General features: G+C 67.2%; 22 protein-coding genes and 1 tRNA gene. 12 read left to right on the top strand and 11 right to left on the bottom strand.

Going from position 1 to position 25065, the window contains the following annotated elements; genetic code table 11:
- Nucleotides 1–16 precede the first annotated feature (16 nt).
- From nth to ACZ1I2_RS07465, 3 genes are all read left to right on the top strand, one after another.
- Complete coding sequence (nth, locus tag ACZ1I2_RS07475) at nucleotides 17–679, top strand: endonuclease III (protein ID WP_465170310.1); 663 nt, start codon at nucleotides 17–19, stop codon at nucleotides 677–679.
- Between the two features lie 4 nt (nucleotides 680–683).
- Nucleotides 684–1055, top strand: coding sequence for a hypothetical protein (locus ACZ1I2_RS07470; RefSeq protein WP_465174557.1), 372 nt, complete (start codon nucleotides 684–686; stop codon nucleotides 1053–1055).
- A gap of 58 nt (nucleotides 1056–1113) precedes the next feature.
- Nucleotides 1114–1190: transfer RNA gene (locus ACZ1I2_RS07465), tRNA-Arg, on the top strand.
- A 72-nt stretch (nucleotides 1191–1262) separates the two neighbouring features.
- Here the strand turns inward: ACZ1I2_RS07465 and ACZ1I2_RS07460 are convergent.
- The 5 genes from ACZ1I2_RS07460 to hpnI form a co-directional block, all read right to left on the bottom strand.
- Nucleotides 1263–2228 carry a lysylphosphatidylglycerol synthase domain-containing protein gene (locus tag ACZ1I2_RS07460; protein ID WP_465174558.1) on the bottom strand — a complete coding sequence of 322 codons (966 nt, stop codon included), beginning with the start codon at nucleotides 2226–2228 and terminating at the stop codon, nucleotides 1263–1265.
- Between the two features lie 20 nt (nucleotides 2229–2248).
- On the bottom strand, nucleotides 2249–3154 hold the full coding sequence (locus tag ACZ1I2_RS07455; RefSeq protein WP_465174559.1) for a ferritin-like domain-containing protein: 906 nt from the start codon (nucleotides 3152–3154) through the stop codon (nucleotides 2249–2251).
- Nucleotides 3155–3164: 10 nt separating this feature from the next.
- Nucleotides 3165–4031, bottom strand: coding sequence for a hopanoid biosynthesis-associated protein HpnK (gene hpnK / locus ACZ1I2_RS07450; protein ID WP_465174560.1), 867 nt, complete (start codon nucleotides 4029–4031; stop codon nucleotides 3165–3167).
- A gap of 273 nt (nucleotides 4032–4304) precedes the next feature.
- Complete coding sequence (gene hpnJ / locus ACZ1I2_RS07445; RefSeq protein WP_465170315.1) at nucleotides 4305–5750, bottom strand: hopanoid biosynthesis associated radical SAM protein HpnJ; 1446 nt, start codon at nucleotides 5748–5750, stop codon at nucleotides 4305–4307.
- Nucleotides 5747–6901 carry a bacteriohopanetetrol glucosamine biosynthesis glycosyltransferase HpnI gene (gene hpnI, locus ACZ1I2_RS07440; RefSeq protein ID WP_465174561.1) on the bottom strand — a complete coding sequence of 385 codons (1155 nt, stop codon included), beginning with the start codon at nucleotides 6899–6901 and terminating at the stop codon, nucleotides 5747–5749. The genes hpnJ and hpnI overlap by 4 nt, the downstream gene beginning before the upstream one ends.
- A 341-nt stretch (nucleotides 6902–7242) precedes the next feature.
- Between hpnI and hpnA the strand changes: the two genes are divergently transcribed.
- The 7 genes from hpnA to ACZ1I2_RS07405 all read left to right on the top strand — a co-directional run bounded on the left by hpnA (nucleotide 7243) and on the right by ACZ1I2_RS07405 (nucleotide 15128).
- On the top strand, nucleotides 7243–8244 hold the full coding sequence (gene hpnA, locus ACZ1I2_RS07435) for a hopanoid-associated sugar epimerase (RefSeq protein WP_465174562.1): 1002 nt from the start codon (nucleotides 7243–7245) through the stop codon (nucleotides 8242–8244).
- Nucleotides 8241–9374, top strand: a complete 1134-nt coding sequence (locus ACZ1I2_RS07430; protein ID WP_465174563.1) for a glycosyltransferase — start codon at nucleotides 8241–8243, stop codon at nucleotides 9372–9374. The genes hpnA and ACZ1I2_RS07430 overlap by 4 nt, the downstream gene beginning before the upstream one ends.
- Entirely contained in the window at nucleotides 9374–10213 is an 840-nt protein-coding gene (gene hpnC, locus ACZ1I2_RS07425; RefSeq protein ID WP_465174564.1) for a squalene synthase HpnC, read from the top strand. Before ACZ1I2_RS07430 ends, hpnC begins: the two co-directional genes overlap by 1 nt.
- Nucleotides 10210–11049 (top strand): presqualene diphosphate synthase HpnD, encoded by an 840-nt coding sequence (hpnD, locus tag ACZ1I2_RS07420; protein ID WP_465174565.1) that lies wholly within the window; start codon nucleotides 10210–10212, stop codon nucleotides 11047–11049. The genes hpnC and hpnD overlap by 4 nt, the downstream gene beginning before the upstream one ends.
- Entirely contained in the window at nucleotides 11028–12290 is a 1263-nt protein-coding gene (hpnE, locus tag ACZ1I2_RS07415) for a hydroxysqualene dehydroxylase HpnE (RefSeq protein ID WP_465174566.1), read from the top strand. The genes hpnD and hpnE overlap by 22 nt, the downstream gene beginning before the upstream one ends.
- 202 nt (nucleotides 12291–12492) lie before the next feature.
- The gene (gene shc, locus ACZ1I2_RS07410) at nucleotides 12493–14409 is read left to right on the top strand and encodes a squalene--hopene cyclase (protein WP_465174567.1); all 1917 of its coding nucleotides are present in this window, start codon (nucleotides 12493–12495) and stop codon (nucleotides 14407–14409) included.
- Complete coding sequence (locus ACZ1I2_RS07405; RefSeq protein ID WP_465174568.1) at nucleotides 14406–15128, top strand: phosphorylase family protein; 723 nt, start codon at nucleotides 14406–14408, stop codon at nucleotides 15126–15128. The genes shc and ACZ1I2_RS07405 overlap by 4 nt, the downstream gene beginning before the upstream one ends.
- Here ACZ1I2_RS07405 and hpnH read toward each other — a convergent pair.
- On the bottom strand, nucleotides 15048–16193 hold the full coding sequence (gene hpnH, locus ACZ1I2_RS07400) for an adenosyl-hopene transferase HpnH (protein ID WP_465174569.1): 1146 nt from the start codon (nucleotides 16191–16193) through the stop codon (nucleotides 15048–15050). The genes ACZ1I2_RS07405 and hpnH overlap by 81 nt on opposite strands.
- 9 nt (nucleotides 16194–16202) lie before the next feature.
- Entirely contained in the window at nucleotides 16203–17177 is a 975-nt protein-coding gene (gene ispH, locus ACZ1I2_RS07395; protein ID WP_465174570.1) for a 4-hydroxy-3-methylbut-2-enyl diphosphate reductase, read from the bottom strand.
- A gap of 218 nt (nucleotides 17178–17395) precedes the next feature.
- On the opposite strand from ispH, the gene ACZ1I2_RS07390 reads away from it, so the two are divergent.
- Nucleotides 17396–18019: an ABC transporter substrate-binding protein gene (locus ACZ1I2_RS07390; RefSeq protein WP_465174571.1), complete on the top strand. Its 624-nt coding sequence runs from the start codon at nucleotides 17396–17398 to the stop codon at nucleotides 18017–18019.
- A complete protein-coding gene (locus tag ACZ1I2_RS07385) occupies nucleotides 18016–19065 on the top strand; it encodes an MlaA family lipoprotein (RefSeq protein ID WP_465174572.1) in 1050 nt (349 codons plus the stop codon). Before ACZ1I2_RS07390 ends, ACZ1I2_RS07385 begins: the two co-directional genes overlap by 4 nt.
- On the opposite strand, the gene hpnN is transcribed toward ACZ1I2_RS07385, so the two are convergent.
- The 4 genes from hpnN to ACZ1I2_RS07365 form a co-directional block, all read right to left on the bottom strand.
- On the bottom strand, nucleotides 19062–21665 hold the full coding sequence (gene hpnN / locus ACZ1I2_RS07380; protein ID WP_465174573.1) for a hopanoid transporter HpnN: 2604 nt from the start codon (nucleotides 21663–21665) through the stop codon (nucleotides 19062–19064). The two genes, ACZ1I2_RS07385 and hpnN, sit on opposite strands and share 4 nt — an antisense overlap.
- 4 nt (nucleotides 21666–21669) lie before the next feature.
- Complete coding sequence (locus ACZ1I2_RS07375) at nucleotides 21670–22137, bottom strand: DUF2141 domain-containing protein (protein WP_465174574.1); 468 nt, start codon at nucleotides 22135–22137, stop codon at nucleotides 21670–21672.
- Nucleotides 22127–24061, bottom strand: coding sequence for a 1-deoxy-D-xylulose-5-phosphate synthase (gene dxs / locus ACZ1I2_RS07370; protein WP_465174575.1), 1935 nt, complete (start codon nucleotides 24059–24061; stop codon nucleotides 22127–22129). The genes ACZ1I2_RS07375 and dxs overlap by 11 nt, the downstream gene beginning before the upstream one ends.
- A 162-nt stretch (nucleotides 24062–24223) precedes the next feature.
- Nucleotides 24224–25003 carry a citryl-CoA lyase gene (locus tag ACZ1I2_RS07365; RefSeq protein ID WP_465170331.1) on the bottom strand — a complete coding sequence of 260 codons (780 nt, stop codon included), beginning with the start codon at nucleotides 25001–25003 and terminating at the stop codon, nucleotides 24224–24226.
- Nucleotides 25004–25065: the final 62 nt, after the last annotated feature.

The following is a 25065-nucleotide window of genomic DNA, read 5'->3' as shown; positions in this document are numbered from 1 at the left end:
TGAAGGGGCTGGGTCTTTGAAAAAGGCGGATGTCGTCGAGTTCTTCGCGCGGCTGGCGGCGGACAATCCGCATCCCGAGACCGAGCTCGACTACACCAATCCCTATACCCTGCTCGTCGCGGTCGCGCTGTCCGCCCAGGCGACCGATATCGGCGTCAACAAGGCCACGCGCCGGCTGTTCGCCGAGGTCGACACGCCGGCAAAGATGGTCCAGCTGGGCGAAGAGGCGCTGAAGCAGCACATCAAGACGATCGGCCTGTTCAACACCAAGGCGAAGAACGTCATCGCCCTCTCCGAAAAGCTGATCGCCGATTATGGCGGCGTGGTGCCGGCGGACCGCGACGCGCTGGAGACGCTGCCGGGCGTCGGCCGCAAGACGGCGAACGTGGTGATGAACACCGCGTTCGGCGCGGAGACCTTCGCGGTCGACACGCATATCTTCCGCGTCGGCAACCGCACCGGCCTGGCGCGGGGCAAGACGCCGCTGGCGGTCGAGCTTCAGCTGGAGAAGGTCGTGCCCCAGCCCTTCCGCCTCCATGCGCATCACTGGCTGATCCTGCACGGCCGCTATGTGTGCAAGGCGCGCACCCCCGAATGCTGGCGCTGTGTGGTCGCGGATCTGTGCGCCTATAAGCCGAAGACGCCGGCGCCGAAGCGCGCCGCGACCATGGAGGCCTGATCCGATGCGCACGATCCTGATCGCCCTGACCATTGTTGCTCTCGCCGCCCCCGGTGCGGCCAGGGATCGCGACCGCGTCCCGGAGGCGACTCCGACGGGCAAGCCGCAGCATTGCGTCACCACCAGCCGTATCCGCGCGACTCATGTGCGCAGCGACTCCGTGATCGATTTCGAGATGAATGGCGGCCAGGTTTACCGCAACACCCTGCCCCATGGCTGCCCTGGCCTCGGTTTCGACGAGACCTTCGGCTATGAGACGCATACCGGCGAACTCTGCTCGGTCGACACGATCACCGTCCTCCGCCCCTCATCCGGCATGCGGGGCCCGACCTGTGGCCTGGGCGCGTTCCAGCCGGTCAAGCTGATCAAGAAATAGCGCCCCGCGCAAAACGGCTGGCGCGCGCGCCCGCGCTTTGCTAGGCGCCAGCGTCCAGGCACCCGTAGCTCAGCTGGATAGAGCGCTGCCCTCCGAAGGCAGAGGCCACAGGTTCGAATCCTGTCGGGTGCGCCAGCACAAGTCCCTGGTTCTTGCGCATCGGCGGACATCCCGTCCCGGTGCGGTTGGTCTGGAACGCCCGAATCGCTATCCCTTGCGCGATACCAGCACCACGGCCCGCGCCTCGCCGATTTGCCAGACGATCAGGGTCGGCAGTCCGATCGCGAGGTCGCGCGCGCGTTTGGCGAGCGACAGGGCCAGCGCCGTTTCCGGCGCGAGGCCGAACAGCGGCGCGGCCAGGGCATAGGCCGCTTCCTGGACCCCGATCGCGCCCGGGACGGCGAAGGCCACGCTCCTGAGCGTGAAGATCAGGCTTTCTATCGACAGCGCCGACCAGATCGAGATGTCCGCCCCCATCATGCGCAGCACCACCCAGCCGCCGACCGCGCTGGCGACCCAGCCGGCGAGGTTGAGCGCGAAAGCCAAGGCCACGCGGCCGGGTTGCGCATAGGTGTCGCGCAACCGGTCAGTGATGCCCGTCATGGCGACGACCGATCCGGGGAGGAAATGCTGGGCGACCCGGCCCGCCAGGCCGAGCGCGGGGCGTTGCGCGAAGAAGAACATCACCATCACCGCGGCCATCACCGCCGTACCGCCCAGGATGAGCGGGCGCAGCGCCGCCGCCTGGCCGCCCGCCGCGAACAGGGTGACCATCATCGCCAGGCCGAACAGGGTGAAGACGAGCTGCGCGCCCATCTCCGTCGTCATGTCGACCACGAAGGACGCATAGACGCGCGAGGCAGGGATGCCCGCCGTCGTCAGAGTCCTGGTGCCGACGACGATGCCACCGATCTGCGAGAAGGGCAGCAGGTCCGATACCGCCTCCCGCACCGCCCGCGCCCAGGCGAACAGGCCGATCCGGTCGAGCGACTCCCCCGGCGCCGCCGCCAGCCAGGCGGCACCGAGAATCCCGAAGGTGGCGATGGAAAAGGCGCAGAAGATCAGGAATCCATCGACCCCGATCCGTCCCGCGGCAGCCAGCACGCTACCGAACCCGATCGAGCCGAAGACCCAGATCGCGGCGATCAGCCCTGCCAGGGTCGCGAGCAGCATGCCCGCGCGAGCGACATTGTTCAGGCGGACTCTCCCTTGCGCCCACCCGCGAACCGCAATGCAAGACGCATCATCGCCGGCACGAAACGCGGCCGGATCAGCCGCGGGTCATAGGGTGCCAGACGCCGGTCATTCTCGGCAAGGCAAATCCGGGCGAGCTCGGGAAAAGTCACTTCGACGCCAAGCTCCTTCGAGCCGTTGAGCGTGAAATTATTCTCCTGCGCCTTGGTGTTGTCGTCGCCCATGCCCTTGGCCATGCTGATTCGCTCGCCGATCAGGAACATCCAGACGATGAGGACCTTCGCCTCGAACAGCGGGCGGCGCCACCACGGCATGGTGCGCCGCCACCACGCGACCCAGTTGACGAAGAACAGGATGTGCCGCCCTTCCTCGCGCATCACCGGCTCGAACGTGTCGACCAGTTCCTCGGGGAAGAAGCCCGAATCCTTGGCGAGCTTGAACAGGCCGAAGCCGAAAAAGCTGTCGATGCATTCCGAATAGCCAGTGCGCATGAAGGCGAATTCGGGGTCGCGCGGGCGCTTGTAGTCGGGCTCGGGCGCCAGCACGATGCCATAGGCCTGGACCATGTCGGCGAGCACGATCTTGTGCCGGCTCTCCTCGAAGCCGTTCATGTCGACCGCGGCTTTCAGGAGCGGATCGCCGATCGCTTCGCCGAAGGTCTTCACGTTCATGCCCGCACGGCCCTCGGTCGCGACGGCGATGTCCCAGATCGGCAGCGAGACGATCTTGTCGCGCGCCTCTGGTTCGAGCTTCGGCCAGTCGATCAGCGCGGGCCGATAGGGATCGTGCGTGTCGAGCATGGTCTGGCAGAACAGGGCGCGATGCTCGCGGCTGCCGAGCCGGATCGGGCCGTCGGGAACCGGCTCGGGCTGGGCGAAGTGGCTGAAGCCGTTGGCAATGTTCATGGCGAAAGTCTCAAGCGAAGTCGGTGAAGCTCCCCAGTGCGATCCTGTCGCGCGAGATCGCCTCGCGCGCAAGGGGGTCGATCAGCGCGGCGAGTTCGGCCCGATAGGCGTAACCCGGTGCGTGGGAGGGGTAATGATCGTCGGTGGCGGGGTGGGTGTAGATCTCGGTCAGCCCGTCGGGGAGATGGGCGATCAGCCCGCGCACGCGCGCCGCATCCATCGCACCGGACCAGGCGAGGCCGAACACCTGATCCGGCACCGCCATGCCCGCCGCGCGCATTCGCTTGCGGACGAGCAGTGCCCAGAGGCGGGCGACGTCGATGCCGCGGCTGCCCGGTTCGATCCGGGCCAATATGTCGCGTGGCTCGATCGGGGCGCGGACCGCCTTCATGCCGTAGCGCTTGCCGACCTTGAGGATGGCGGAGGCAATCGTTGGATGAAGGTGGAAATGCTTGTGCGCGTTGACATGGTCGAGCGGCAGGCCGGTCGCGGCGAAGGCAGCGAACTGCGCCTCCACCTCGGCGAGCAGCTGGCGCCGTGCGGTCGGACTGGCGAAGATCGCAATGCCCGCGCAAACCATATCGGTGCGGAAATGGCCAGTCTCGTCAACCAGTTCGGATAGCTTCTCGGGCGGAAGCGTCGGTCGCCCCTCCACCAGCACGACATGCAGCCCGACCCCGAGCTTCGGCATCGCCCTGGCACGCTCGACCGCGTCAGCGGCGGCGTCACCCGAGACCATCAGGCTCGCGGCGGTCAGGATGCCGCCGCGATGGGCCTGTTCGACGGCTTCGTTGACCGCGACGGCGGCGCCGAAATCGTCGGAGGTGACAATGAGGCGCTTCGTTGTCGTGCGCCTCCCTTCCTTACGCTGCGTCACCCTGAACTCGTTTGGGAGTTACCCCGTCGAGACGTATATTTTTCTTCCCCGGCGGAGGCCGGGGTCCAGTGGGGAGGCAGAGCGGAACGGCCGGAGCGACCATTCCAGGACTCCCCCAACTGGACCCCGGCCTTCGCCGGGGAAGCAAACATATCGGAGGGGTACAATCTCCAACTCGTTTCAGGACCCAATGTGCCCCACAGGGCATCTCGCTGGTGGCAGGTTGGATGCTGAAACGAGTTCAGCATGACGCCAATTGAGAGCAAGTCCGCCTCACGCCGCCTCTTTACGCCGCCGCAGGAAGTCGAAAAACTCGACACCCTCGCGCAGGCGGCGCTTCATCATGTCCCAGTCGCGCAGCATTTCCGACACGATCGACCAGATCTTGGACGGGCGGAAATAGAAGCGTTTGTAGAATTCCTCGACCTTGTCGAAGATCACGCTCGCCGGCAAATGCGGATAGCTGAGCTGCGCGATCTGGTTGCCGCCGTCGGTCAGCAGATCGTTGCTGTTGTCGAACCAGCCATTCTCGGTTGCCTGCTTGTACAGGAAGGTGCCCGGATAGGGCGCCGCGAGCGACACCTGGATGGTATGCGGATCGATCTCCTTGGCGTAGTTGATCGTCTCCTCGATCGTCTCCTCGGTCTCGCCCGGCAGACCGAGGATGAAGGTGCCGTGGATGACGATACCGAGCTCGTGGCAGTCCTTGGTGAACTGCTTCGCCACATCGACGCGCAGGCCCTTCTTGATATTGTGCAGGATCTGCTGGTTGCCGCTCTCATAGCCGACCAGCAGCAGGCGCAGGCCGTTGGCCTTGAGTATCTCGAGCGTCTTCTTCGGCACATTGGCCTTGGCGTTGCAGCTCCACGACACCGGGAAACCCTTCTTGCCGAAACCGAGCTTGCCGAGCGCGATCGCCAGTTCCTCGACGCGTGCGTGATTGTCGGTCAGCGTGTCGTCGTCGAAGAAGATCTCCTTGGTCTCGGGGATATTCTCCAGGATGTACTGCACTTCCTCGATCACCTTGGGCACCGAGCGGAAGCGGTAATTATGGCCGCTGATCGTCTGCGGCCACAGGCAGAAGGTGCAGCGGCTCTTGCAGCCGCGGCCCGTGTAGAAACTGACATAGGGGTGGAGCAGATAGCCGCCGAAATATTTCTCGATTTTGAGGTCGCGCTTGTAGACCGGCGAGACCATCGGGAGGACGTCCATGTCCTCGATGATCGCGCGATCCCTGTTGCGCACGAACGCGCCGTCGGGCGCACGCCAGGTGATGCCGTCCACCGTGGCGAGCGGATTGCCCTGGGCGATCTCGAGGATGGTGAAATCATATTCCTCGCGCGCGACGAAATCGACATGGGGGGTCGCGGCAAGGCTCTTGTCGGGCTCGACCGCGACCTTGGCGCCGACGAACCCGATCAGGATATTCGGATTATGCTGCTTGATCAACGCGGCGGTGCGGATGTCCTGACCGAAGCTCGGCGTCGACGTATGGAGGATGACGAGGTCACGGTCATCGAATTCATGCTTGATGTCGTCCCAGCTTTGGTCGTGCGCCGGCGCGTCGATCAGCTTCGACCCCTCGACCATCGCCGCCGGCTGGGCCAGCCAGGTCGGGTACCAGAAGGACTTCACCTCGCGCTTCATCTGATAGCGCGCGCCGGCACCCCCATCATAACCGTCGAACGAGGGAGCCTGAAGGAACAGCGTACGCATCATGCGGAAATCTCCGGACTGGCCGAGACGCGGCCGTCATTCTCCATTCTAAGCCGTTGTCCGCGCCAATCAACCGATGCGGCAAAGAAGCTTGCGACGAATATCGCAAAGGTGAGGCAATCGCGTAGCGGCAGAAGCCATAAAGGTGCGGCGCGTGCACCGGTCCGGCGGTCGACTGACAGCACGACGATGGCGCGAACGACGAGCGCTGCGAGGGCGATCGCCAGACCGGCGATATGTGCCGGCACGAGCGCCGCGCCGACCAGGGCGAGCGGAAACGGCATGCCGATCACCGAGCCGATATAGGCGCCCGGCACGACACCCCGCACGGTCGCGCCCCAGCGCAGCTCGTGCCGCCACAGCTCGGCGAAGCCACGCTCGGCCGAGGCGTGGGTGACCAGCATCGGCGGCACCGCCACCTTTTGTCCGAGCGCATGGACCGCTTCGCCGATCGCATAATCATCGGCCAGCACGTCGGCGAAGCGTTCGAACCCGCCGATCCGGTCGAGCGTGTCGCGCCGGATCGCAATGGTCGACCCCATGCACGGCCGCGCCAGGCCGAGCGCGACGCCGAATACCGCGCCGGGCAAAAACTGGTAGCTGAGCCCCGCCGCGCCGAGCCGCGACCAGAAGCCGGCATCGCCCCGCCCATGATAGAGGCTGGTCATGGCGCCCACGTCGGGCGCGTCGAGCGCGGCCAGGACGCGGGCGAGATAATCGGGCGCCGCGACCATGTCGCTGTCGCTCAGCACCAGTATCGGGTGCCGGGCTTTCGCCATCATGTTGATCAGGTTCGAGACCTTGCGATTGGCGCCGTGACTCGCGGGATCGATCACCAGGTCGATGGCGATATGCGGGAAGCGGGTGCGCAGGGCCTCGACCACGGCAATCGCGGGATCGTCGGCATGCTGGACGCCGCAGAGAAGCTGGATCGGGCCGCTCTGATCCTGGACGAGGAAGCTTGTCAGGTTTTCGAGGAGGCGGGGCTCGGCGCCGTGGAGCGGTTTGAGCAGGGTTACGGCGTCGGTGCGGGAGATGGGCGTGGTCTGTTGGGCCATGAAGCGGCGGAACACGATCGTCGCAGCGATCATGTAGAGCGTACCAATCGCCCCAAGCGCCAGCAACACCCAGCCGATGATGGCAAGAGCTAGCATCCGGGCGAAGGCCTAAAACCCTTCTCCCCCTGTGGGAGTTTTGGGCGACCGACGGGTAAACCATGCCCCCGGCATGGTTTAGAAATGCCCGGGGGGCATTTCGGCCCGCCGGACGACCAAAACTGGTGGCGCGAAGCACCGGAGGAGGGGGAGAGAAGTTCGGAACCGCAACTACGCGTGTCCCCCTCACCCTTCCCATCGCAAGAGCGATGGGCCCCTTCCCTCTCCCACAAGGGGAGAGGGAGATTAAAGTGTAACCGCCTTCTCACATCCACCATCCCACCTCCCTATCGCCGCTCGCGCATCCTGTGTAGAGCGCGATCGAAACGCGCGGAGGCGGGGTGAGCCAGGGTTCGGATGCGGTGCTGGTCACCGGCGTGTCGGGTTTTGTCGGATCGGCGGTGGCGCGGGCGCTCGCCGCGCAGGGGCGGCAGGTGCGCGGACTCGTGCGCGCGACCAGCCCGCGCGCCAATCTTGTCGACTTTCCCGGAACGCTCGTCGAAGGCGATGCCCGCGACCCTGTGGCGATGGCCGAAGCGATGCGCGGCGTGCGCCACCTGTTCCATGTCGCGGCCGATTACCGGATCTGGGCGCCCGATCCGGAGGAGATCGTGCGCAACAACCTCGCCAGCTCGCGCGCGGTGATGGAGGCGGCGCTGTCCGCGGGCGTCGAGCGGCTGGTCTATACGAGCAGCGTCGCAACGCTGAAGCCCGATCCCGCAGGCCCGGCCGACGAGACCCGCGCCGCCACACCCGAACAGGCGGTCGGCGCCTATAAGCGCAGCAAGGTCGTCGCCGAACGCCTGGTCGAACGGATGGTCGCCGAACGCGGCCTGCCCGTAGTGATCGTCAATCCCTCCACGCCGATCGGCCCGCGCGACGTACGGCCGACGCCGACCGGGCGAATCATCGTCGAGGCAGCGAACGGCAAGATGCCCGCCTATCTCGATAGCGGGCTCAACCTCGTCCATGTCGACGATGTCGCCGCCGGCCATCTGCTGGCGATGGAAAAGGGCCGCATCGGCGAGCGCTATATCCTTGGCGGGCAGGATGTGCGGCTGGCCGACATGCTTGCCGCCATCGCGACGATCATGAAGCGCCGGCCGCCCACGATCAGCCTGCCCCGCGCGCCGCTCTTCCCGCTGGCTTATATCAATGAGGCGCTGGCGCGGATCACCGGCAACGATCCGTTCCTCACGGTCGACGGGCTGAAGATGGCGAAGCACCACATGTTCTTCATCTCGGCCAAAGCGGAGGCCGAACTGGGCTATCGCGCCCGGCCCTGGGGAGAGGCGGTTGCCGATGCGATCGCGTGGTTCAAGGACGCGGGGATGATCCGGTGATCTCCCTCGCCCTTGGCGGCCTGAGCCTCGTCGTCTGGATCGGCCTGGTCTTCGCGCATGGCGGCTTCTGGCTTGCCCGCGAGCGCGACACCAACCGCGTGCCGGCCGACCCGGCCGACTGGCCCGAGGTGGTCGCGATCGTCCCGGCGCGTGACGAGGCCGAGGTGATCGGCCGTGCGATCGGCAGCCTGCGCGCGCAGGACTATCCCGGGCGCTTCCGCATCATCCTGGTCGACGATTCGAGTAGCGACGGCACCGCCGACATCGCCCGTGCGGCGCAAGGGCGGCACTCGCTGGAGGTGCTGACCGGCCAGCCGCTCGCTTCGGGCTGGACGGGCAAGCTCTGGGCGGTCGCGCAAGGCGTCGAGCATGCCGGCTCCGCGCCGCGCTATCTCTGGCTGACTGACGCCGATATCGCGCACGAACCCGACACGCTCCGCACACTGGTCGCGCGCGGTGAGGACGGCGGGCTGACGCTGGTCTCGCTGATGGCCGAACTGCGCTGTACCAGCCTGGCCGAGCGCGCGCTGATCCCCGCCTTCGTCTTCTTTTTCCAGATGCTCTATCCGTTCGGCCGGGTGAATCGCCCGAACGGGCCCGGCGCGGCGGCGGGCGGGTGCATGCTGGTGCGCCGCGATGCGCTGGCGGCGGCCGGCGGCATCGCCGCGATCCGCACCGCGCTGATCGACGATTGCACGCTCGGCGCGCTGCTCAAGAAACAGGGGCCGATCTGGCTTGGCCTTACGCATCGCTCGCGCAGCATCCGCGCCTATGACGATATGGGGGTGATCGCCGCGATGATCTCCCGTTCGGCTTATGCGCAGCTCGGCTATTCGCCGCTGCTGCTGGTCGGCACGCTGATGGGCCTTGCCCTGGTCTATGGCGCGCCGCCGCTCCTCGCATTGGCCGGTACCGGCTGGGCCCAGATCGCGGGCGCGAGCGCCTGGGCGCTGATGGCGATCTCCTTCCAGCCGATGCTGCGTTTCTATCGCCGTTCCCCGCTCTGGGGCGTGGCCCTGCCGTTGATCGCCGCTTTCTACGCCGGCTGCACCTTGCTATCGGCATGGCAGCATATGCGGGGACGTGGTGGAATGTGGAAAGGCCGCGCTCAGGCGACGGGGACGCGCTGATGGAAGCGGCCGATCTCGCCTCGGGCAAGGGACATCGCGACGAGAATTTCCCCGTCGCCTCGGTCCTGCTCAAGCCCGAGCATCGTGCGCCGGTGATGGCGTTCTACCGGTTCGCCCGCGTGGCGGACGACATCTCCGATCACGAAACCCTGCCCGCGACGGAAAAGCTCGCCCAGCTCGGGCGGATGCGCGCCGGGCTCGACGGCAAGGCGGAGGGTGCTGCCGAGGCGATCGCCCTGCGCACGGTCATGGCCGATCACCGGCTCGACCCCGTCCATGCGCATGACCTGCTCGATGCGTTCGAGCGCGATGTCACCGTCACGCGCTACGCTGACTGGGACGGGCTGATCGGCTATTGCCGGCTCTCGGCGATGCCGGTCGGGCGCTATGTGCTCGACGTACATGGCGAGGATCGCGCGACCTGGCCCGCCTCCGACGCGCTCTGCGCCGCACTGCAGGTGATCAACCATCTCCAAGATTGCGCGAAGGATTACCGCACGCTCGACCGCGTCTATATCCCCGCTGAGACCTTTGCCGAAACGGGCGCGCGGATCGAGGATCTCGCCGCCGATCGCGCCACGCCCGGCCTGCGCGCCGCGATCGTCTCGCTGGTGGGCAAGACCCGGATGCTGCTCGACACCTCCGCCGGCTTCTCGGCGATGATCTCCGACCGCCGCCTTGCGGCCGAAGTCGCGATCATCCAGCGCCTCGCGATCAGCCTGTGCGGGCGCCTCGAAACGCGCGACCCGCTCAGCGAGCGCGTCCATCACAAGTCGTGGGAAGCCGGCTTCCTCGCCGCGGGCGCCGCGGTCGGCAGCCTGTTCCGGCGCGCCGCATGAACCCGGACGCCACCCCCGCCGCCCTGCAACAGCAGGTTTCGGGCAGTTCCTTCTATGCCGGCATGCGTGTGCTGCCCAAGGCCGAGCGCGAGGCGATGTACGCGATCTACGGCTTTTGCCGGCTGGTCGACGATATCGCCGACGATCAGCAGGGCAATCGCGAGGGCAGGATGCAGGCCCTCGACGCGTGGCGCGCCGATCTCGACGCGCTTTACGCGGGTGGCCCGCCCGGTCAGGCGGTTCTGGTCGCCGAGGCGGTGACACGCTTCGGCCTCGACCGCGCGGATTTCGAGGCAGTGATCGACGGCATGGCGATGGATGTCGACCGCGACATTCGCTGGCCACCCATGGCCGAGCTCGATCTCTATTGCGACCGCGTCGCCTCGGCGGTCGGGCGGCTCTCCGTGCGCATCTTCGGCATGGACGAGGCGCCGGGGATCGCGTTGGCCTATCATCTCGGCCGCGCCCTGCAGCTTACCAACATCCTGCGCGATGTGGACGAGGATGCGGAAATCGGGCGGGTCTATCTGCCCGCCGAGGCGATCACCGCCGCCGGCATTCCCTTCACCACGCCGCTGGAGGTCGTGGCCGATCCCCGGATCGATGCCGCCTGCCGGGCCCTCGCGGCGACGGCGCACGAGCATTACCGACAGGCACACGCAGTACTCGTGGCGCGCCCGCGCGGCCACCTGATCGCGCCGCGCCTGATGGAGGCGGCCTATGCCAAGGTGCTGCGGCGGACCGAGGCGGTCGGCTGGAAGCCACCGCGCCAGCGGGTGAAGGTGTCCAAGCTCGGGCTGCTCTGGACCGTGGCGTGGCTGTGGCTGACGCGTTGAGCTTCACCCGGGCGACGATTGCCGGAGCCGGGCTCGCGGGGCTTTCCGCCGCCGTGGCGTTACGCAACGCGGGTGTTGCCGTGTCGATCGCTGATTCCTCGGCGCAGGCGGGCGGGCGCTGCCGGTCCTATCATGATCCGCAGCTTGGCCTGACGATCGACAATGGCAATCACCTCGTCCTGTCGGGCAATCCCGCCGTCGCGCGATTCCGATCGGCGGTGGGCGCGACCACGCCGCTGGGCGGGCCGGACCATGCCGATTTCACGTTCCACGACCTGACCAGCGAAAAACGCTGGACGGTGCGGATCAATGACGGCGCGCTCCCCTGGTGGATCGCCGCGCCGGCCCGGCGCGTGCCGGGCAGCCGGATCGGCGATTATCTGCCCTTCGCCAAGCTGCTGTCGAACCGCGAGGGTCGGATCGACCAGCGCATCGCCACGAGCGGCCCCGCCTGGTCGCATCTGCTGGAGCCGGTGCTGCTCGCGGCGCTCAACACGGCGCCCGGCGAATCCTCGGCCCTGCTCGCCGCCAATGTCCTGCGCGAGACGATCGCCAAGGGCGGCCGCGCGATGCGTCCCCGTGTGGCTGAACCCAGCCTCGGCGCGGCCTTTATCGATCCTGCACTGGCCTGGCTCGCCAATCGGGGAAGCGCGGTGGTGCTCGGGCGTCGGCTGCGTGCGATTGCGGTCGAGGGCGATCGCGTCACGGGCCTCGACTGGGGCGCCGGGATCGAGCCCGTGGGCATGGACGAAGCGGTGATCCTGGCGGTGCCGCCCTGGGTCGCGACCTCGCTGGTGCCCGGGCTCCAGGCGCCAGACGACTTCCGCGCCATCGTCAACGGCCATTTCGCCCTGCCCGCCCCGGCCGGCGCGCCACCGATGCTGGGGCTGTTCGGCGGGACGGCGGAATGGCTGTTCGCCTTTCCCGATCGCCTGTCTGTCACGGTCAGCGCCGCCGACCGGCTGGTCGACAGGGACCGCGAAGTGCTCGCACGGACCTTCTGGGCCGATATCTGCGCCGCACTCGGCCTGGATGCGCCGATGCCGGCCTGGCAGATCGTCAAGGAAAAGCGTGCGACCTTCGCCGCGACGCCCGAGCAGAATGCCAAGCGCCCGCCCGCCACGACGCGCTGGCGCAACCTGTTCCTGGCCGGCGACTGGACCGATACCGGCCTCCCCGCCACGATCGAGGGCGCGTTGCGCTCGGGAGAAACCGTGGCGCGACGGACATTGGGACGCTAATGGTTTCCCCTTTCCTGCTTCCCCGGCGAAGGCCGGGGCCCAGGTGGGAAGGCCGTAGAAAAAAGGCGCTGCGCTTCGTCACCGTCGCCCCCCACCTGGACCCCGGCCTTCGCCGGGGAAGCGGGAAGGGATCTATGTTTATTTCTCAGGAGCCTGAACCGTAACGATGCATCAGAGCTTTTCCGAAATACCGCGTGACGCCATGTCCCTCGCCACTGTCGAGGCGGCAGTCGACCGCGCAACCGCCGCAATGGCCGGGCTGCAGCGCGACGACGGCCATTGGGTGTTCGAGCTGGAAGCCGATGCGACGATCCCGGCCGAATATGTCCTGCTGCGCCATTATCTCGGCGAGCCGGTCGATGCCGTGCTTGAAGCGAAGATCGCGACCTATCTACGCCGCATTCAGTCGGCCGGGCATCATGGCTGGGGACTGTTCCACGGCGGCGCGTTCGATGTCAGCGCCTCGGTAAAGGCTTATTACGCCCTGAAGATGATCGGCGACCCGGTCGATGCGCCGCATATGGCCAACGCCCGCGCCGCGATCCTCGCGGTGGGCGGCGCGGCGGCGGTCAATGTCTTCACCCGCATCCAGCTCGCCTTGTTCGCCGCCGGGCCCTGGTCGACCGTGCCGACCATGCCGCCGGAGCTGATCCTGCTGCCGCGCTGGTTCCCGATCCATCTGTCGAAGATGTCCTATTGGGCGCGCACCGTGGTGGTGCCGCTGCTGGTGCTCGGCGCGCTCCAGCCGGTCGCGCGCAATGCGCTCGGGGTGAAGGTCGACGAACTGTACACCGGTAAGGATGTCCGTCCGGGCACCAAGGCGGCCGACACCAAATGGCTGTGGACGCACGGCTTCAACGCGCTCGACCGGGTGCTGAAGGCCGGCAACGGGCTGTGGCCAAAGAAGCTGCGCGCCCGCGCGATCAAGGCGTGCGTCGATTTCGTGATCGAGCGGCTGAACGGCGAGGATGGGCTCGGCGCGATCTATCCCGCGATGGCGAACAGCGTGATGATGTTCGACTGCCTGGGCTATGCCGAGGACCATCCGGCCCGGGCGATCGCGCGCCAATCGGTCGAGAAGCTGCTCGTGATCCGCGAGGACGAGGCTTATTGCCAGCCCTGCGTCTCGCCGGTGTGGGACACCGCGCTGGCCGCGCATGCGATGCTGGAAGCGGGCGGCGAGGACGCCGAGGCGCGCGCCGGGCGTGGGCTCGACTGGCTGAAGCCATTGCAGGTGCTCGACGTGAAGGGCGACTGGGCCGGGGAAAAGCCCGACGTTCGTCCGGGCGGCTGGGCCTTCCAGTATAACAACGCGCATTATCCCGATCTCGACGACACCGCGGTGGTGGTGATGGCGATGGACCGCGCCAAGGCGCGGGACGACAAAGAGGCGATCGATCGCGGCGTGGAGTGGACCGTCGGGCTGCAAAGCCGTGACGGCGGCTGGGGCGCGTTCGATGCCGACAACAGCTATCACTACCTCAACAACCTGCCCTTTGCCGATCACGGCGCGCTGCTCGATCCGCCGACCTCGGATGTCAGTGCGCGCTGCGTATCGATGCTCGCTCAGCTCGGCGAAAGTCGCGACAGCGAGCGGATGCGCGCGGCGCTCGACTTTCTAGCCAAGGAGCAGATGCCCGATGGGAGCTGGTTCGGCCGCTGGGGCGTCAATTACATCTACGGCACCTGGTCGGTGATGTGCGCGCTCAACGCGGCGGGCTTCGCCTCGGAGGAGCCGATCGTGGCGAAAGCGGTCGACTGGCTCACACGGATTCAGAACGCCGACGGTGGCTGGGGCGAGGACTGCGAGAGCTACGCACTGGACTATGCCGGCTATACCCCTGCCCCCTCGACCGCGTCGCAAACCGCCTGGGCGCTGCTCGGGCTGATGGCGGCCGGCGGCGTCGATTCGCCGGCGGTGGCGCGGGGGATCGAATGGCTTGCGGCAAACCAGGAAGCCGACGGGCTCTGGGGGCAGGAAATGTACACCGGCGGCGGTTTCCCGCGGGTCTTCTATCTGCGCTATCATGGCTATCCGAAATATTTCCCGCTCTGGGCGATGGCGCGCTATCGCAACCTGAAGCGCTCCAACACGCGCCAGGTCGCGTACGGCATGTGACGATCCTGGTCGCGACCGGCTTGCGGAAAGAGGCCGCGATTCTGCGTGGGCCGGGGATAGTTGTGGTGGCCGGGGGCGGTGATGCGGCTCGGCTGGAGCGGGAGTTGGAGGCGGCGGCGACAGGTGTAAGTGCGATCCTGTCCTGTGGTCTGGCTGGAGCGCTGGATCCGATCCTGAAGGCAGGCGATCTGGTTATAGCTGAATACTTCCCCGGCGAAGGCCGGGGTCCAGTTACGCAGGTCCCGCAACTGGACCCCGGCCTTCGCCGGGGAAGCGATCTTGTTGAAGCGCTGCGGCAACACCTGACCGATGCTCAGGTGGGTCGGATCATCGGCAGCGATACGATCGTTGCAAGCGTGGCCGAGAAGCAGGCACTTTACGCAACAACCGGCGCCCTCGCGGTCGACATGGAATCCCACATCGCCGCCCGCGTGGCAGCGCGCCACGGTCTGCCCTTTGCGGCCATCAGGGCGATCTCCGATACCGCTGACCATGCGCTTCCGCCGGCCGCGCTGGTCGGTATGCGCCCCGATGGCAGCATGGCGCTGGGCGCAGTCCTGGCCTCGCTCGCCCGGAATCCGCGCCAGCTCCCCGCTCTCATCCGCACCGGCAGCGATGCCGGGCGTGCCTTTGCCGCCTTACGCCGCGTTCGCGACGTGCTTGGCCGCCTTGGGATTGGCCTTGCGGATGATCTCCAGCTCGCGCTCGACATGCGATGAGTGCACGTCCTGCGCCGGGCGCTGGTTGCTGATGTCGATGTCCGGCGCCATCGGCCCGGTCGTGCGCACGCCGTTGCGGCCGATCATGAACATCTTGAGCGGGTGGCGGATCGAATCGGTCGCGGCGGTGCCCTCGAACCCGCAATGGACCATGCAGTCGGCGCATTTCTCGTATTTGCCGACGCCGTAATCGTCCCACTCGGTGCCTTCCATCAGCTCCTTGAAGCTCTGCACATAGCCTTCGCCGACGAGATAGCAGGGCTTCTGCCAGCCGAAGACGGTGCGCAGCGGCATCGACCAGGGCGTGCATTCATAGCTCTGGTTGCCGGCGAGGAAGTCGAGGAACAAAGGCGAATTGGTGAAGGTCCATTTCCTGCCGCCATCGCCCTTCGCGAACACGTCGCGGAAGAACTGCTTGGTGCGGGTGCGGTTGAAGAAATGCTCCTGGTCGGCCGCGCGTTCATAGGCATAGCCGGGCGAGATGGTGATCTCGACGCCGCGCTTCTCCATCTCGTCGAAGAAGCCCGCCAGCCGCTCGGATGACGCGCCGTCGAACACCGTGCAGTTGACCTGGACGCGGAAGCCCTTGGCCTTGGCCAGTTCGATCGCCTCGATCGCGACCTCATAGGTGCCGTCCTGGTCGACCGCGTGATCGTGCATGCCCTTGTCGCCATCGAGATGGATCGACCAGGTGAAGAAGGGCGACGGCGCATAATCGTCGATCTTCTTCTTCAGCAGCAGCGCGTTGGTGCACAGGATCACGAACTTCTTCTTCGCGATATAGCCCTGCACGATCTTCGGCATGTCGCGGTGGAGCAGCGGCTCGCCGCCCGCGATCGACACGGCCGGCGCGCCGCATTCGTCGATCGCCTCCATGCACTGGTCGAAACTCAGCCGCTGGTTGAGGATCGCATCGGGATAGTCGATCTTGCCGCAGCCGGGGCAGGCGAGATTGCAGCGCAGCAGCGGCTCCAGCATCAGCACCAGCGGATAACGGCCGCCCTTGATGTGCTGCCTGACGGTGTAGGCGCCGATGCGCGCGAGCGCGGGAAGCGGGAGGCTCATGGGATCGTCCTATTCGGCCGCTGCAGCGCGCGGCATTACGTTTCTCAGTTCGGGCGGGAGGCTGAACTCGATATTTTCCTCGACGCCGTCAAGCTGCGAGACCTCGATCGGGCGCAGCCGGGCCAGGGCGGCGATGACGTCGTCGACAAGCTCGTCCGGCGCCGACGCGCCGGCGGTGATGCCGACCGCATCCACCCCGATCAGCCATGCCGGATCGACCCCGTCGCCATCGGCGACGAGATAGCTCGGCACGCCCATCTCGACCCCGATCTCGCGCAGCCGGTTGGAATTGGAGCTGTTCTCGGCCCCGACCACGATCAGCAATTCGCTGACCCGCGCGAGATCGCGCACGGCGGTCTGGCGGTTCTGCGTGGCGTAGCAGATGTCCGACACGTCCGGGCCCTGCACATCGGCGAAACGCTCGTTGAGCGCGGCGATCACGCTGCGAGTGTCGTCGACGCTGAGCGTGGTCTGGGTGACATAGGCGATCGGCGTATCGAGCGCGAGCGGCAGCGCCGCGACCTCCGCCTCGGTCGAGACGAGGTGAATCGGCGCATCGACCTGCCCCATCGTCCCCTCGACCTCGGCATGGCCGGCATGGCCGATCAACACCAGCGTGCGCCCGGCCCTGGCGTAGCGCCGGCCCTGCACATGGACCTTGGTGACGAGCGGGCAGGTCGCGTCGAGCACGGGCAGTTCGCGCAGCTTCGCTTCGTCCTGTACCGAGCGGGCGACGCCGTGCGCGCTGAAGATCGTCGGCGCGCCGGCGGGAATCTCCGCCAGTTCCTCGACGAAAATCGCGCCCTTGCTGCGCAGCTTGTTCACGACATGGCGATTATGGACGATCTCGTGCCGGACATAGACCGGCGCGCCATGGAGATCGAGCGCGCGTTCGACGATGTCGATCGCTCGTACCACTCCAGCGCAGAAACCCCTCGGCTTCGCGAGGATCACCCGCAATGGAGCAACTTTTTCAACGGTCATCAAACCCGTGCCCAGCCCCGTACTAGTTTCACACCAGCCCCCGGTTCGGCGATATCCTTCGCCGTTGCGGTAGGAAGATAGCGACGCGGTAGCCGAGAAAAAAGGTGTAAAAGCGGCACGCATGTTAGGAACGCGGCCGTTTCGGTGGGACGATGCGGCAGAGGGTGGATTTTGCCGCGCGGCGCCGATACATCCGCCGCGGGGCAGAACGGAACGGAATGAACATGCGAACCCTGATCCCCTCCCTGATCCCCTCCCTGATCTTCGCGGCGCTGGTCGCGCCAGCCCCGGCCGCCCTGGCCCAGGCCAATGACCCCGCCCGCGCGCCCGTTCAGGCGCTGTGCGACGGGCTGGTCTCGATCATGAAGGGCGGCAAGGCGATGGGCGTGCGCGGCCGCGCAACCGCGATCGGCCCGGTCGTCGACCGCGTCTATGACGTGCCGCTGATGGCCCGGCTGACGGTCGGCGCCGGCTGGAACGGGATCGCGCCGGCGGACCAGACCGCGCTGGTCGCCGCTTTCCGGCGGATGGTGATCGGCCAATATGCCACCAATTTCGATTCCTTCTCCGGCCAGAAATTCACGGTCGACGCCAAGGTCGAGACTCGCGGGACCGACAAGCTGGTCAAGACCAGCCTGGTGCAGGCGGGCGAGGCGCCGATCCCGATCGCCTATCGTTTGCGCGCGAGCGGCGGCGGCTGGAAGATCATCGACGTCTATTACCGCAATTCGATCAGCCAGCTTGCCACCCGGCGCGCCGATTTCTCGCGGGTACTGGCGACCGGCGGGGCAAAGGCGCTGATCCGCCATCTCGACGAACTGGCTGCCAAGGGCGGGAATTGAGCCTCGGTCTCGTCCTGCCGGCGGTCGCGCTGCTGAGTGCGACGCCGGAAGCGCCCGCCAGGGCAGTGTCCGCGCCGATCGTGCAGGTTGCGCCATCGGCCGTCGCCGAACCCCGGACCGAGACCCCTCCCCCGGCGCAGGCCGCCGATGCCGTTCCGCTCGACCCGCTGGTCGATCCTGCCACGGCGCCAGTCGCGATCGAGGCAATGCCGGCCGGCAGCATCGAGCGTACGCCCGGCGACCCGCTGGAGAATTTCAACCGGCGCATGTTCTCGGCCTTCCAGAGCACTGACCGGAGATTCGTCCGGCCGGCCGCGATGGCCTATAAGCATGTCGTGCCCAAACCGGTGCGATCGGGCATCCGCAACGTCCTGAGCAACCTCGGCGAGCCGATCGTCTTCCTGAACGACCTGCTCCAGCTCAAGCCGGGCCGCGCGCTCAGGACGCTGGTGCGCTTCGCCGCCAACTCGACCATCGGCATCGGCGGTCTCGTGGACGTCGCCGGGACGCCCGGCGTGAGGCTGCCGCACCGGAGCAACGGCTTCGGCAACACGCTGGCTTATTACGGAGTCGGGCCGGGCCCCTATCTGTTCCTGCCGTTCGTCGGCCCGACCACGCTGCGCGACCTGATCGGCGGCCAGGGCGATGGCTTCGTGCTGCCGGTCGCGGTCGGCAATCCATTCGACCGCTGGCAATTTCAGCTGCCCCGGGGCGTGCTCGGCGCGCTCGACCAGCGCGCCGAATCGGATGCCGACATGAAGGCGCTGCTCGACAGCGCGGTCGACCCCTATGCCACGCTGCGGTCGGTCTATCTGCAGAACCGTGCCGCCGAGATCCAGGAACTGCATGGCCGCGCCGCGACAGGAGCCAGCCCACTCGACGATTCGCTGAGCGATCCGGCGACAGGCACGCCCAGCCCCCTCGACGATCCGTTGAGCGATCCGGCCGGCAACCAGGCAGGCAGGCCAGCGACACCGGCAAGCGAGCCGGCAAAGGAAAAGGCCGATCCCCTCAGCGACCCGCTCGCTGACCCCGCAAAACCCTAGGCCAGAACCGGCTCGTCCTTGTCCTTCCCGGCCGGCGGCCCGAGCAGGGCAGGCTCGAACACCAGCGCGCAGATCAGGGTCCAGATGAGCGAGATCATCAGGATCTTGCCCATGCTCGCCGTTCCCGGATGGTGCGACAGCCACAGGCTGCCGAACGCCGTGCCCGTGGCAAGCGCGCTGAACAGCACGGCGCGGGCAAGGCTCGACTGGAGCAGCCCGGTCGCGCCGCCCCGCCACGCCATCACGAAATAGATGTGGAAGGCGACGCCGACCCCGAACAGCAGCGGGAAGGCGATAATGTTGGCGAAATTGATCGGCTGGCCGATCAGCACGCAGGTGGCGAGCGTCAGGAAGATCGACAGGATCACCGGCGCCAGGGTGAACATCACTTCGCGCAGGTTGCGCAGCACCGCCAGCAGCAACAGGCTGACCAGCACGAAGGCGATCACCCCGGCCTGGACGAACGCGCCCGCCACGGTGAACGCCGCCGCCTGAGTCGCGACCGGCAGGCCGGAGACCGCCGGCGTCACCGTGGCGACCGCAGCGCGGAAACGCCTGATCACCTGATTGTCGTTGCCGTCGCCCTTGGGGAAGACCTGAAGCCTCGCGCGGCCATCGGGGGCGATCCAGTCGCGAACCATGTCAGCCGGCAGGCTCTCGCGCGTGACCGGCTCGGCCTGCAGCGCGGCGCGGACCTGGTCGAGCATGACCGTCAGCGGCCGGGACAGCATCGCGTTCACCTCGGCGCGCTTCGCCGGTGTCGCCGAGGCCAGCCGATCAAACGCCGTGGCGAGACGCCGCGCATCCACCGCGCCCTGCCCTGCCCCGCCGACCGTCTTCAATCGCCCCGCCACCTGCCGCAGCGAGGTGACCAGCGCCGCGTCATCGGGTGGCGGCGCGATGTCGAACGGGTTGAGCGTCAGGTCGAGCAGCACTGACGCATCCTGGATCAGGACGAGCTTGGCGGGCTGGTCCTCCGGCACGAAGCTGTCGACCGAGATCACCTGCTTCACCTCGGGCAGCGCCGAGAGGCGTTTCACCAGCCCCGTCGCGGCCGGTGCGTCGGGCGCGAGTACGTCGATCGTATTGGGGGTACGGTCGGGGTCGCGGGTCAGGTCCGTCAGCGCCTGCATCGACGGTGCCCCGGGATCGCGCAGATGGAGCGGGTTGAAGTCGAACACGACCCAGGGAAGCAACGCGATGCTCACCACCATCGATGCGCCGAACGCCCAGAGCACTGCCTTGCGCCGCCGTTCGAGAAAGCGGTCGGCGGGCGCGAATTGCGCGAAGCCGACCTCGCGGCGCGGCGCGCCCGGGCGCAGCAGCAGGACCAGAGCGGGCAGCAGGGTCACGCTGAACAGCAGCGCGATCACCATGCCGAGGCCGGCGATCACGCCCAGCTCGGCGATGCCGATATAGGCGGTGGGCAGGAAGGCGCCGAAGCCGAGGAATACCGCGCCCGCCGCCAGCAACAGCGGCGCGCCAAGCGCGATCGCGGCTGCCTCCAGCGCGGCGGCGGGTGCGAGCCCCGTTACGCGCTCGGCATTGTAGCGCACGCAGATCTGGATGCCGAAATCCACACCGAGCCCGACGAACAGCGGGATGAAGGCGACCGAGATCAGGTTGAGCCGCCCGACCGCGGCGAGCCCCACGGCGAGGGTGACGACCAGCCCAAGGATGATCGTGCCGAAAATGGCCGCGACCAGCCGGACCGATCGGGTGGCGAACCACAGGGTCACCAGCATCGCGCCGAGCATCACCATGCCGACCGCGCCGATATTTTCCTGCAAGGTCGCGAATTCCTCGTCGGCGAGCGGCACTTCGCCGGTCAGCCGGACCGACACGCCGTGCGCGGCATCGAGCCGCAGCGCCGCTGCGGCGGCATGGACCGCGTCGCTTGCCGCCTCGCCCGGCATCAGCGCGCTGTGATCGAGCACCGGCTGGGCCAGGATCAGGCGGCGCTTGGGCGGGCTGAGCGGCCCTGCGCCGGTCCCGAACAATTGCTGCCACGAAAACCAGGCCGGCTTGCCGTCGAGCGATCGCTCGGTGGCGTCAGCCAGCGCCCGCATCGGCCGGTCGATCTGGTCGAGCGTCGCCGATTTCGCGTCGACGCCGTCGAGCATCGTCGACAGTGCGCCGCTGACGCCGCGCAGCGACGGGTCGGCGGCGAGCGGCCCGAGCAGCGGCTGCGCCTCGATCAGCGCGGCGGTCGCCTGGCGGACATCCTCGCGCGACCCGAACAACAGACCCTCACGAGCGAAGAAATCGCCACCGTCCGGCCGGCGCACCAGCCGGAAATGCGCCTTGTCCGTGCCCAGCGCGACGGTCAGCTTCGCCGCCGCGTCCTCGGCCAGCTCGGGTGTCTGGCCGTCGACCACCACCACCATCACGTCGCGTAGCTGGGGAAAGGCGGCTTCCATCGCCCGTTCCTGCTTGCGCCAGTCGATATCGGGCGAGATCAAAGCCGCCGTATCGGTCGTCATGTCGAACCGCGCAGCGGTGAAGACCAGCGCCAGTCCCGCCACCACGAGGGACAGCAGCAAGGTCAGCCAGGGATGGCGAACGCTGACGCCGACCAAGGCAGGAATGGGCGACCGCATGCGCTCAGCGTGCCTTTGCCGGCCCGGACGCTCCGAGGAAATAGCGCATCTTCAGGCCGATCGCCTGTTCCTGCCCGTCAAAGGCGAAGACCGCGTCGGCCCATTTCGGCGGCCCGAGGCTGATCCGGGCATCGTTCGAGAAACCGACGCCTTCCTTGGGGATGCCGAACAGCGCGCGATCGACCTTCTTGTTGCGGTTTTCGTCGTGGAACACCTGCGCGGCATAACGGCCGGCAGGCAGGCCATGGATCGTCACGAGAGTGACTCCGGCGCGCGCCGGCGCGTCGCCGGCATAAGGGCAATCGTCCTTCAGGAACTGCGCCTGGGGACAGATATCGACATGCACCACGCCCGCCGAGTTGCGGACATTGTCGACCCGAATGGTGAGCGTGCCGTTCGGTGCCGGCGCCGCAGCGGTGAGCCCCAACCCGATCAGCATGGCGAAGGCGGCACGCACGCGCTTAAACAACATCGCGCCTGGCTTCCTCGACGACACCGCCCGAGTTATGGCGGAGTGCCTTGAGCACGGTATCGACGATGGCATCGGCATCGAGGCCGGCCTCGGCATATTGCTTTTCGGGCTTGTCCTGGTCCTGGAAGACATCGGGCAGGCGCATGGTGCGGATCTTGAGGCCCGCATCGACCAGCCCGGTGTCGCTGGCAAGCGTCAGCACATGCGCCCCGAGCCCGCCGATCGACCCTTCCTCGATCGTCACCGCCACCTCATGCGTGGTCAGCAGCTTGCGGATCAGCGCCTCGTCGAGCGGCTTGACGAAGCGCAGGTCGGCGACCGTGGTGGAGAGCCCCCGCGCATCGAGCGCATCGGCTGCCTTCAGTGCCTCGCCAAGGCGCGTGCCGAGCGACAGGATCGCCACCTTGTGCCCCGTGCGCACGATGCGGCCCTTGCCGATCTCGAGCAGTTCGGGCGTCTCGGGCAGATCGACCCCCGTGCCGTTGCCGCGCGGATAGCGCACCGCGATCGGGCCGCTGTCATGTTCGACGCAGGTATGCGTCATGTGCACCAGCTCGGCCTCGTCGGCCGCTGCCATCACCACGAAATTGGGCAAGGTCGCGAGATAGGTCACGTCGAAGCTGCCGGCATGCGTCGCGCCGTCGGCACCGACCAGGCCGGCCCGGTCGATCGCGAACCGGACGGGCAGATTCTGGATCGCCACGTCGTGCACGACCTGGTCGTACGCGCGCTGCAGGAAGGTCGAGTAGATCGCACAGAATGGCCGCATGCCCTGTGCGGCAAGCCCGGCGGCAAAGGTCACCGCATGCTGCTCGGCAATGCCGACATCGAAGAAGCGATCGGGATAGGCCTGGGCGAAGGCATCGAGCCCCGTACCAGACGGCATCGCCGCGGTGATCGCGCAGATGCGTGGGTCAGTCGCGGCTTCGGCCACCAGCGCTGCGCCGAACACATTCTGATAGGCTGGCGGTCCCGGCGGCGCCTTGGCCTGGGCACCGGTGATCACGTCGAACTTCTGCACACCGTGATATTTGTCCGCCGCGGCCTCGGCCGGCGCATAGCCCTTGCCCTTCTTGGTCACGACATGGACCAGGATCGGGCCTTCCTCGGCATCGCGCACATTCTCCAGCACCGGGATCAGCTGGTCGAGATTATGCCCGTCGACCGGGCCGACATAATAAAAGCCCAGCTCCTCGAACAACGTCCCGCCCATCGCCATGCCGCGCGCGAACGAATCGGTCTTCTTCGCCGCCGAATGCAGCGGCCGCGGCAGCTTGCGCGCCAGGCGACGCGCCAGCTCGCGCAAGGACAGGAACTCCCGGCTCGACACGATGCGCGACAGATAGGCCGACAGGCCCCCCACCGGCGGCGCGATCGACATGTCATTGTCGTTGAGGATCACGATCAGCCGGTTGCCCGCGCTTTCCGCATTGTTCATCGCCTCATAGGCCATGCCCGCCGACATCGCCCCGTCGCCGATCACCGCGATCGCCTTGCCCGGCTGATCCTTGATCTTGTTGGCGATCGCAAAACCCAAAGCCGACGAGATCGAGGTCGACGAATGCGCCGCACCGAACGGGTCATATTCGCTCTCGCTGCGCTTGGTGAAACCCGACAGCCCCCCGCCCATGCGCAGCGTGCGGATCCGGTCCCTGCGCCCGGTCAGGATCTTGTGCGGATAGCATTGGTGACCCACGTCCCAGATCAACCGGTCGCGCGGCGTGTCGAACACATAATGGATCGCCGTCGTCAGCTCGACCACGCCAAGCCCCGAGCCGAGATGACCCCCCGTCACCCCCACCGCCGCAATCGTCTCCGCCCGCAACTCGTCGGCCAGCTGCCGAAGCCGGGTCGGGGAAAGCGCCCTGAGATCCGCGGGCGTATGAACCGTGTCGAGCAACGGGGTCTTGAAATCGGGATTCATGTAAAACCGGATCTCCTCTTGCCCCCTTCCTAATCGAAGCGACCGCACACGCAACGTAAGACGTCACCGCACGGCAACAACCGGACGCTGGGCGGCCCCAGCATGCGTGAACGGTAAGGCGGTCCGTTCAGCCGCGGTGTCGCTCGTGCCCGTCAGGCGCGCTCACTCCCCGTCATAGCTGATCGCCGATGCGGCCGCGCCGGACAGGATGAAGCCGATCGGCCGATCGGCCTCCTCCTGGAGATGGCCGATCAGACTCGCCGTACGGGCGAGCAGCGAGATGCCCTTGAGCGCGCCGACCGGGAAGCCGACGTCGAGCATCACCGCGGGAATCGCGCCGTTCACGTTGATCGGCAGCGCGCGGCCGAGCGTGCCGGGCAAGGCGTCGCGGATCGCGTAGAGCATGCGAAGATGATCGCCGACGATGCCGTGCTGCTCGGCCAGGTCGAGCAGCAGCAGCGCGCGCGGATCGCCCTCGCTATGCTGGGGATGGCCGAAGCCGGGAATGGCGCGCTTGTTCTCGCGCAGCCGACGAATCCCTGCCTGAGCGACCGAAGCCACACTGGCGCCCGCCGCGGCTTCGGCGACCAGATCGGCGTAGAAGCGCCCCGCGACCTCCGCGCTGCCCAGCACCACCGAGCCGCAACCGAGCAGCCCGGCCGCGACCGCCCCGTGAAAGGCCTCGGGCGCGGCGGCATAGGTCATGCGCGCGGCGACCACGCTCGGCACCAGGCCATGCTCGGCGATCGCGGTCAGCACCGCATCGGCGAAGAAGCGCTGCACTTCGGTCGGCGCCTTGCCCGTCACCAGCAGCCAGAAATAGCTGGTGAAATCCATCCGGCCGATGATCTCCCCGCACAGATCGCGCCCGCGCACCGTGATGCTGGTCGCGTCCGACGTGCAGATCGCCGAATGGGGCGCATCCTGTTTGCCAATCCGCATCGTCTCTGCCCTTTTACAAAATGCGCCCGCGTAGACGGTTATCGAGTTCGATTTACGAAGTT

This window comes from Sphingomonas sp. BL-S-29, assembly GCF_055521495.1.
This window is presented reverse-complemented; position numbering and strand designations above follow the sequence as displayed.

What these genes read in the sequence shown, in the direction of transcription:
- ACZ1I2_RS07470 (WP_465174557.1), top strand. Translation starts at nt 684, where the DNA reads ATGCGCACGATCCTGATCGCCCTGACCATTGTTGCTCTCGCCGCCCCC.
- ACZ1I2_RS07460 (WP_465174558.1), bottom strand. Translation starts at nt 2,228, where the DNA reads ATGCTGCTCGCGACCCTGGCAGGGCTGATCGCCGCGATCTGGGTCTTC.
- ACZ1I2_RS07455 (WP_465174559.1), bottom strand. Translation starts at nt 3,154, where the DNA reads ATGAACATTGCCAACGGCTTCAGCCACTTCGCCCAGCCCGAGCCGGTT.
- hpnJ (WP_465170315.1), bottom strand. Translation starts at nt 5,750, where the DNA reads ATGATGCGTACGCTGTTCCTTCAGGCTCCCTCGTTCGACGGTTATGAT.
- hpnI (WP_465174561.1), bottom strand. Translation starts at nt 6,901, where the DNA reads ATGCTAGCTCTTGCCATCATCGGCTGGGTGTTGCTGGCGCTTGGGGCG.
- hpnC (WP_465174564.1), top strand. Translation starts at nt 9,374, where the DNA reads ATGGAAGCGGCCGATCTCGCCTCGGGCAAGGGACATCGCGACGAGAAT.
- hpnD (WP_465174565.1), top strand. Translation starts at nt 10,210, where the DNA reads ATGAACCCGGACGCCACCCCCGCCGCCCTGCAACAGCAGGTTTCGGGC.
- shc (WP_465174567.1), top strand. Translation starts at nt 12,493, where the DNA reads ATGTCCCTCGCCACTGTCGAGGCGGCAGTCGACCGCGCAACCGCCGCA.
- hpnH (WP_465174569.1), bottom strand. Translation starts at nt 16,193, where the DNA reads ATGAGCCTCCCGCTTCCCGCGCTCGCGCGCATCGGCGCCTACACCGTC.
- ispH (WP_465174570.1), bottom strand. Translation starts at nt 17,177, where the DNA reads ATGACCGTTGAAAAAGTTGCTCCATTGCGGGTGATCCTCGCGAAGCCG.
- ACZ1I2_RS07390 (WP_465174571.1), top strand. Translation starts at nt 17,396, where the DNA reads ATGAACATGCGAACCCTGATCCCCTCCCTGATCCCCTCCCTGATCTTC.
- hpnN (WP_465174573.1), bottom strand. Translation starts at nt 21,665, where the DNA reads ATGCGGTCGCCCATTCCTGCCTTGGTCGGCGTCAGCGTTCGCCATCCC.
- ACZ1I2_RS07375 (WP_465174574.1), bottom strand. Translation starts at nt 22,137, where the DNA reads ATGTTGTTTAAGCGCGTGCGTGCCGCCTTCGCCATGCTGATCGGGTTG.
- dxs (WP_465174575.1), bottom strand. Translation starts at nt 24,061, where the DNA reads ATGAATCCCGATTTCAAGACCCCGTTGCTCGACACGGTTCATACGCCC.
- ACZ1I2_RS07365 (WP_465170331.1), bottom strand. Translation starts at nt 25,003, where the DNA reads ATGCGGATTGGCAAACAGGATGCGCCCCATTCGGCGATCTGCACGTCG.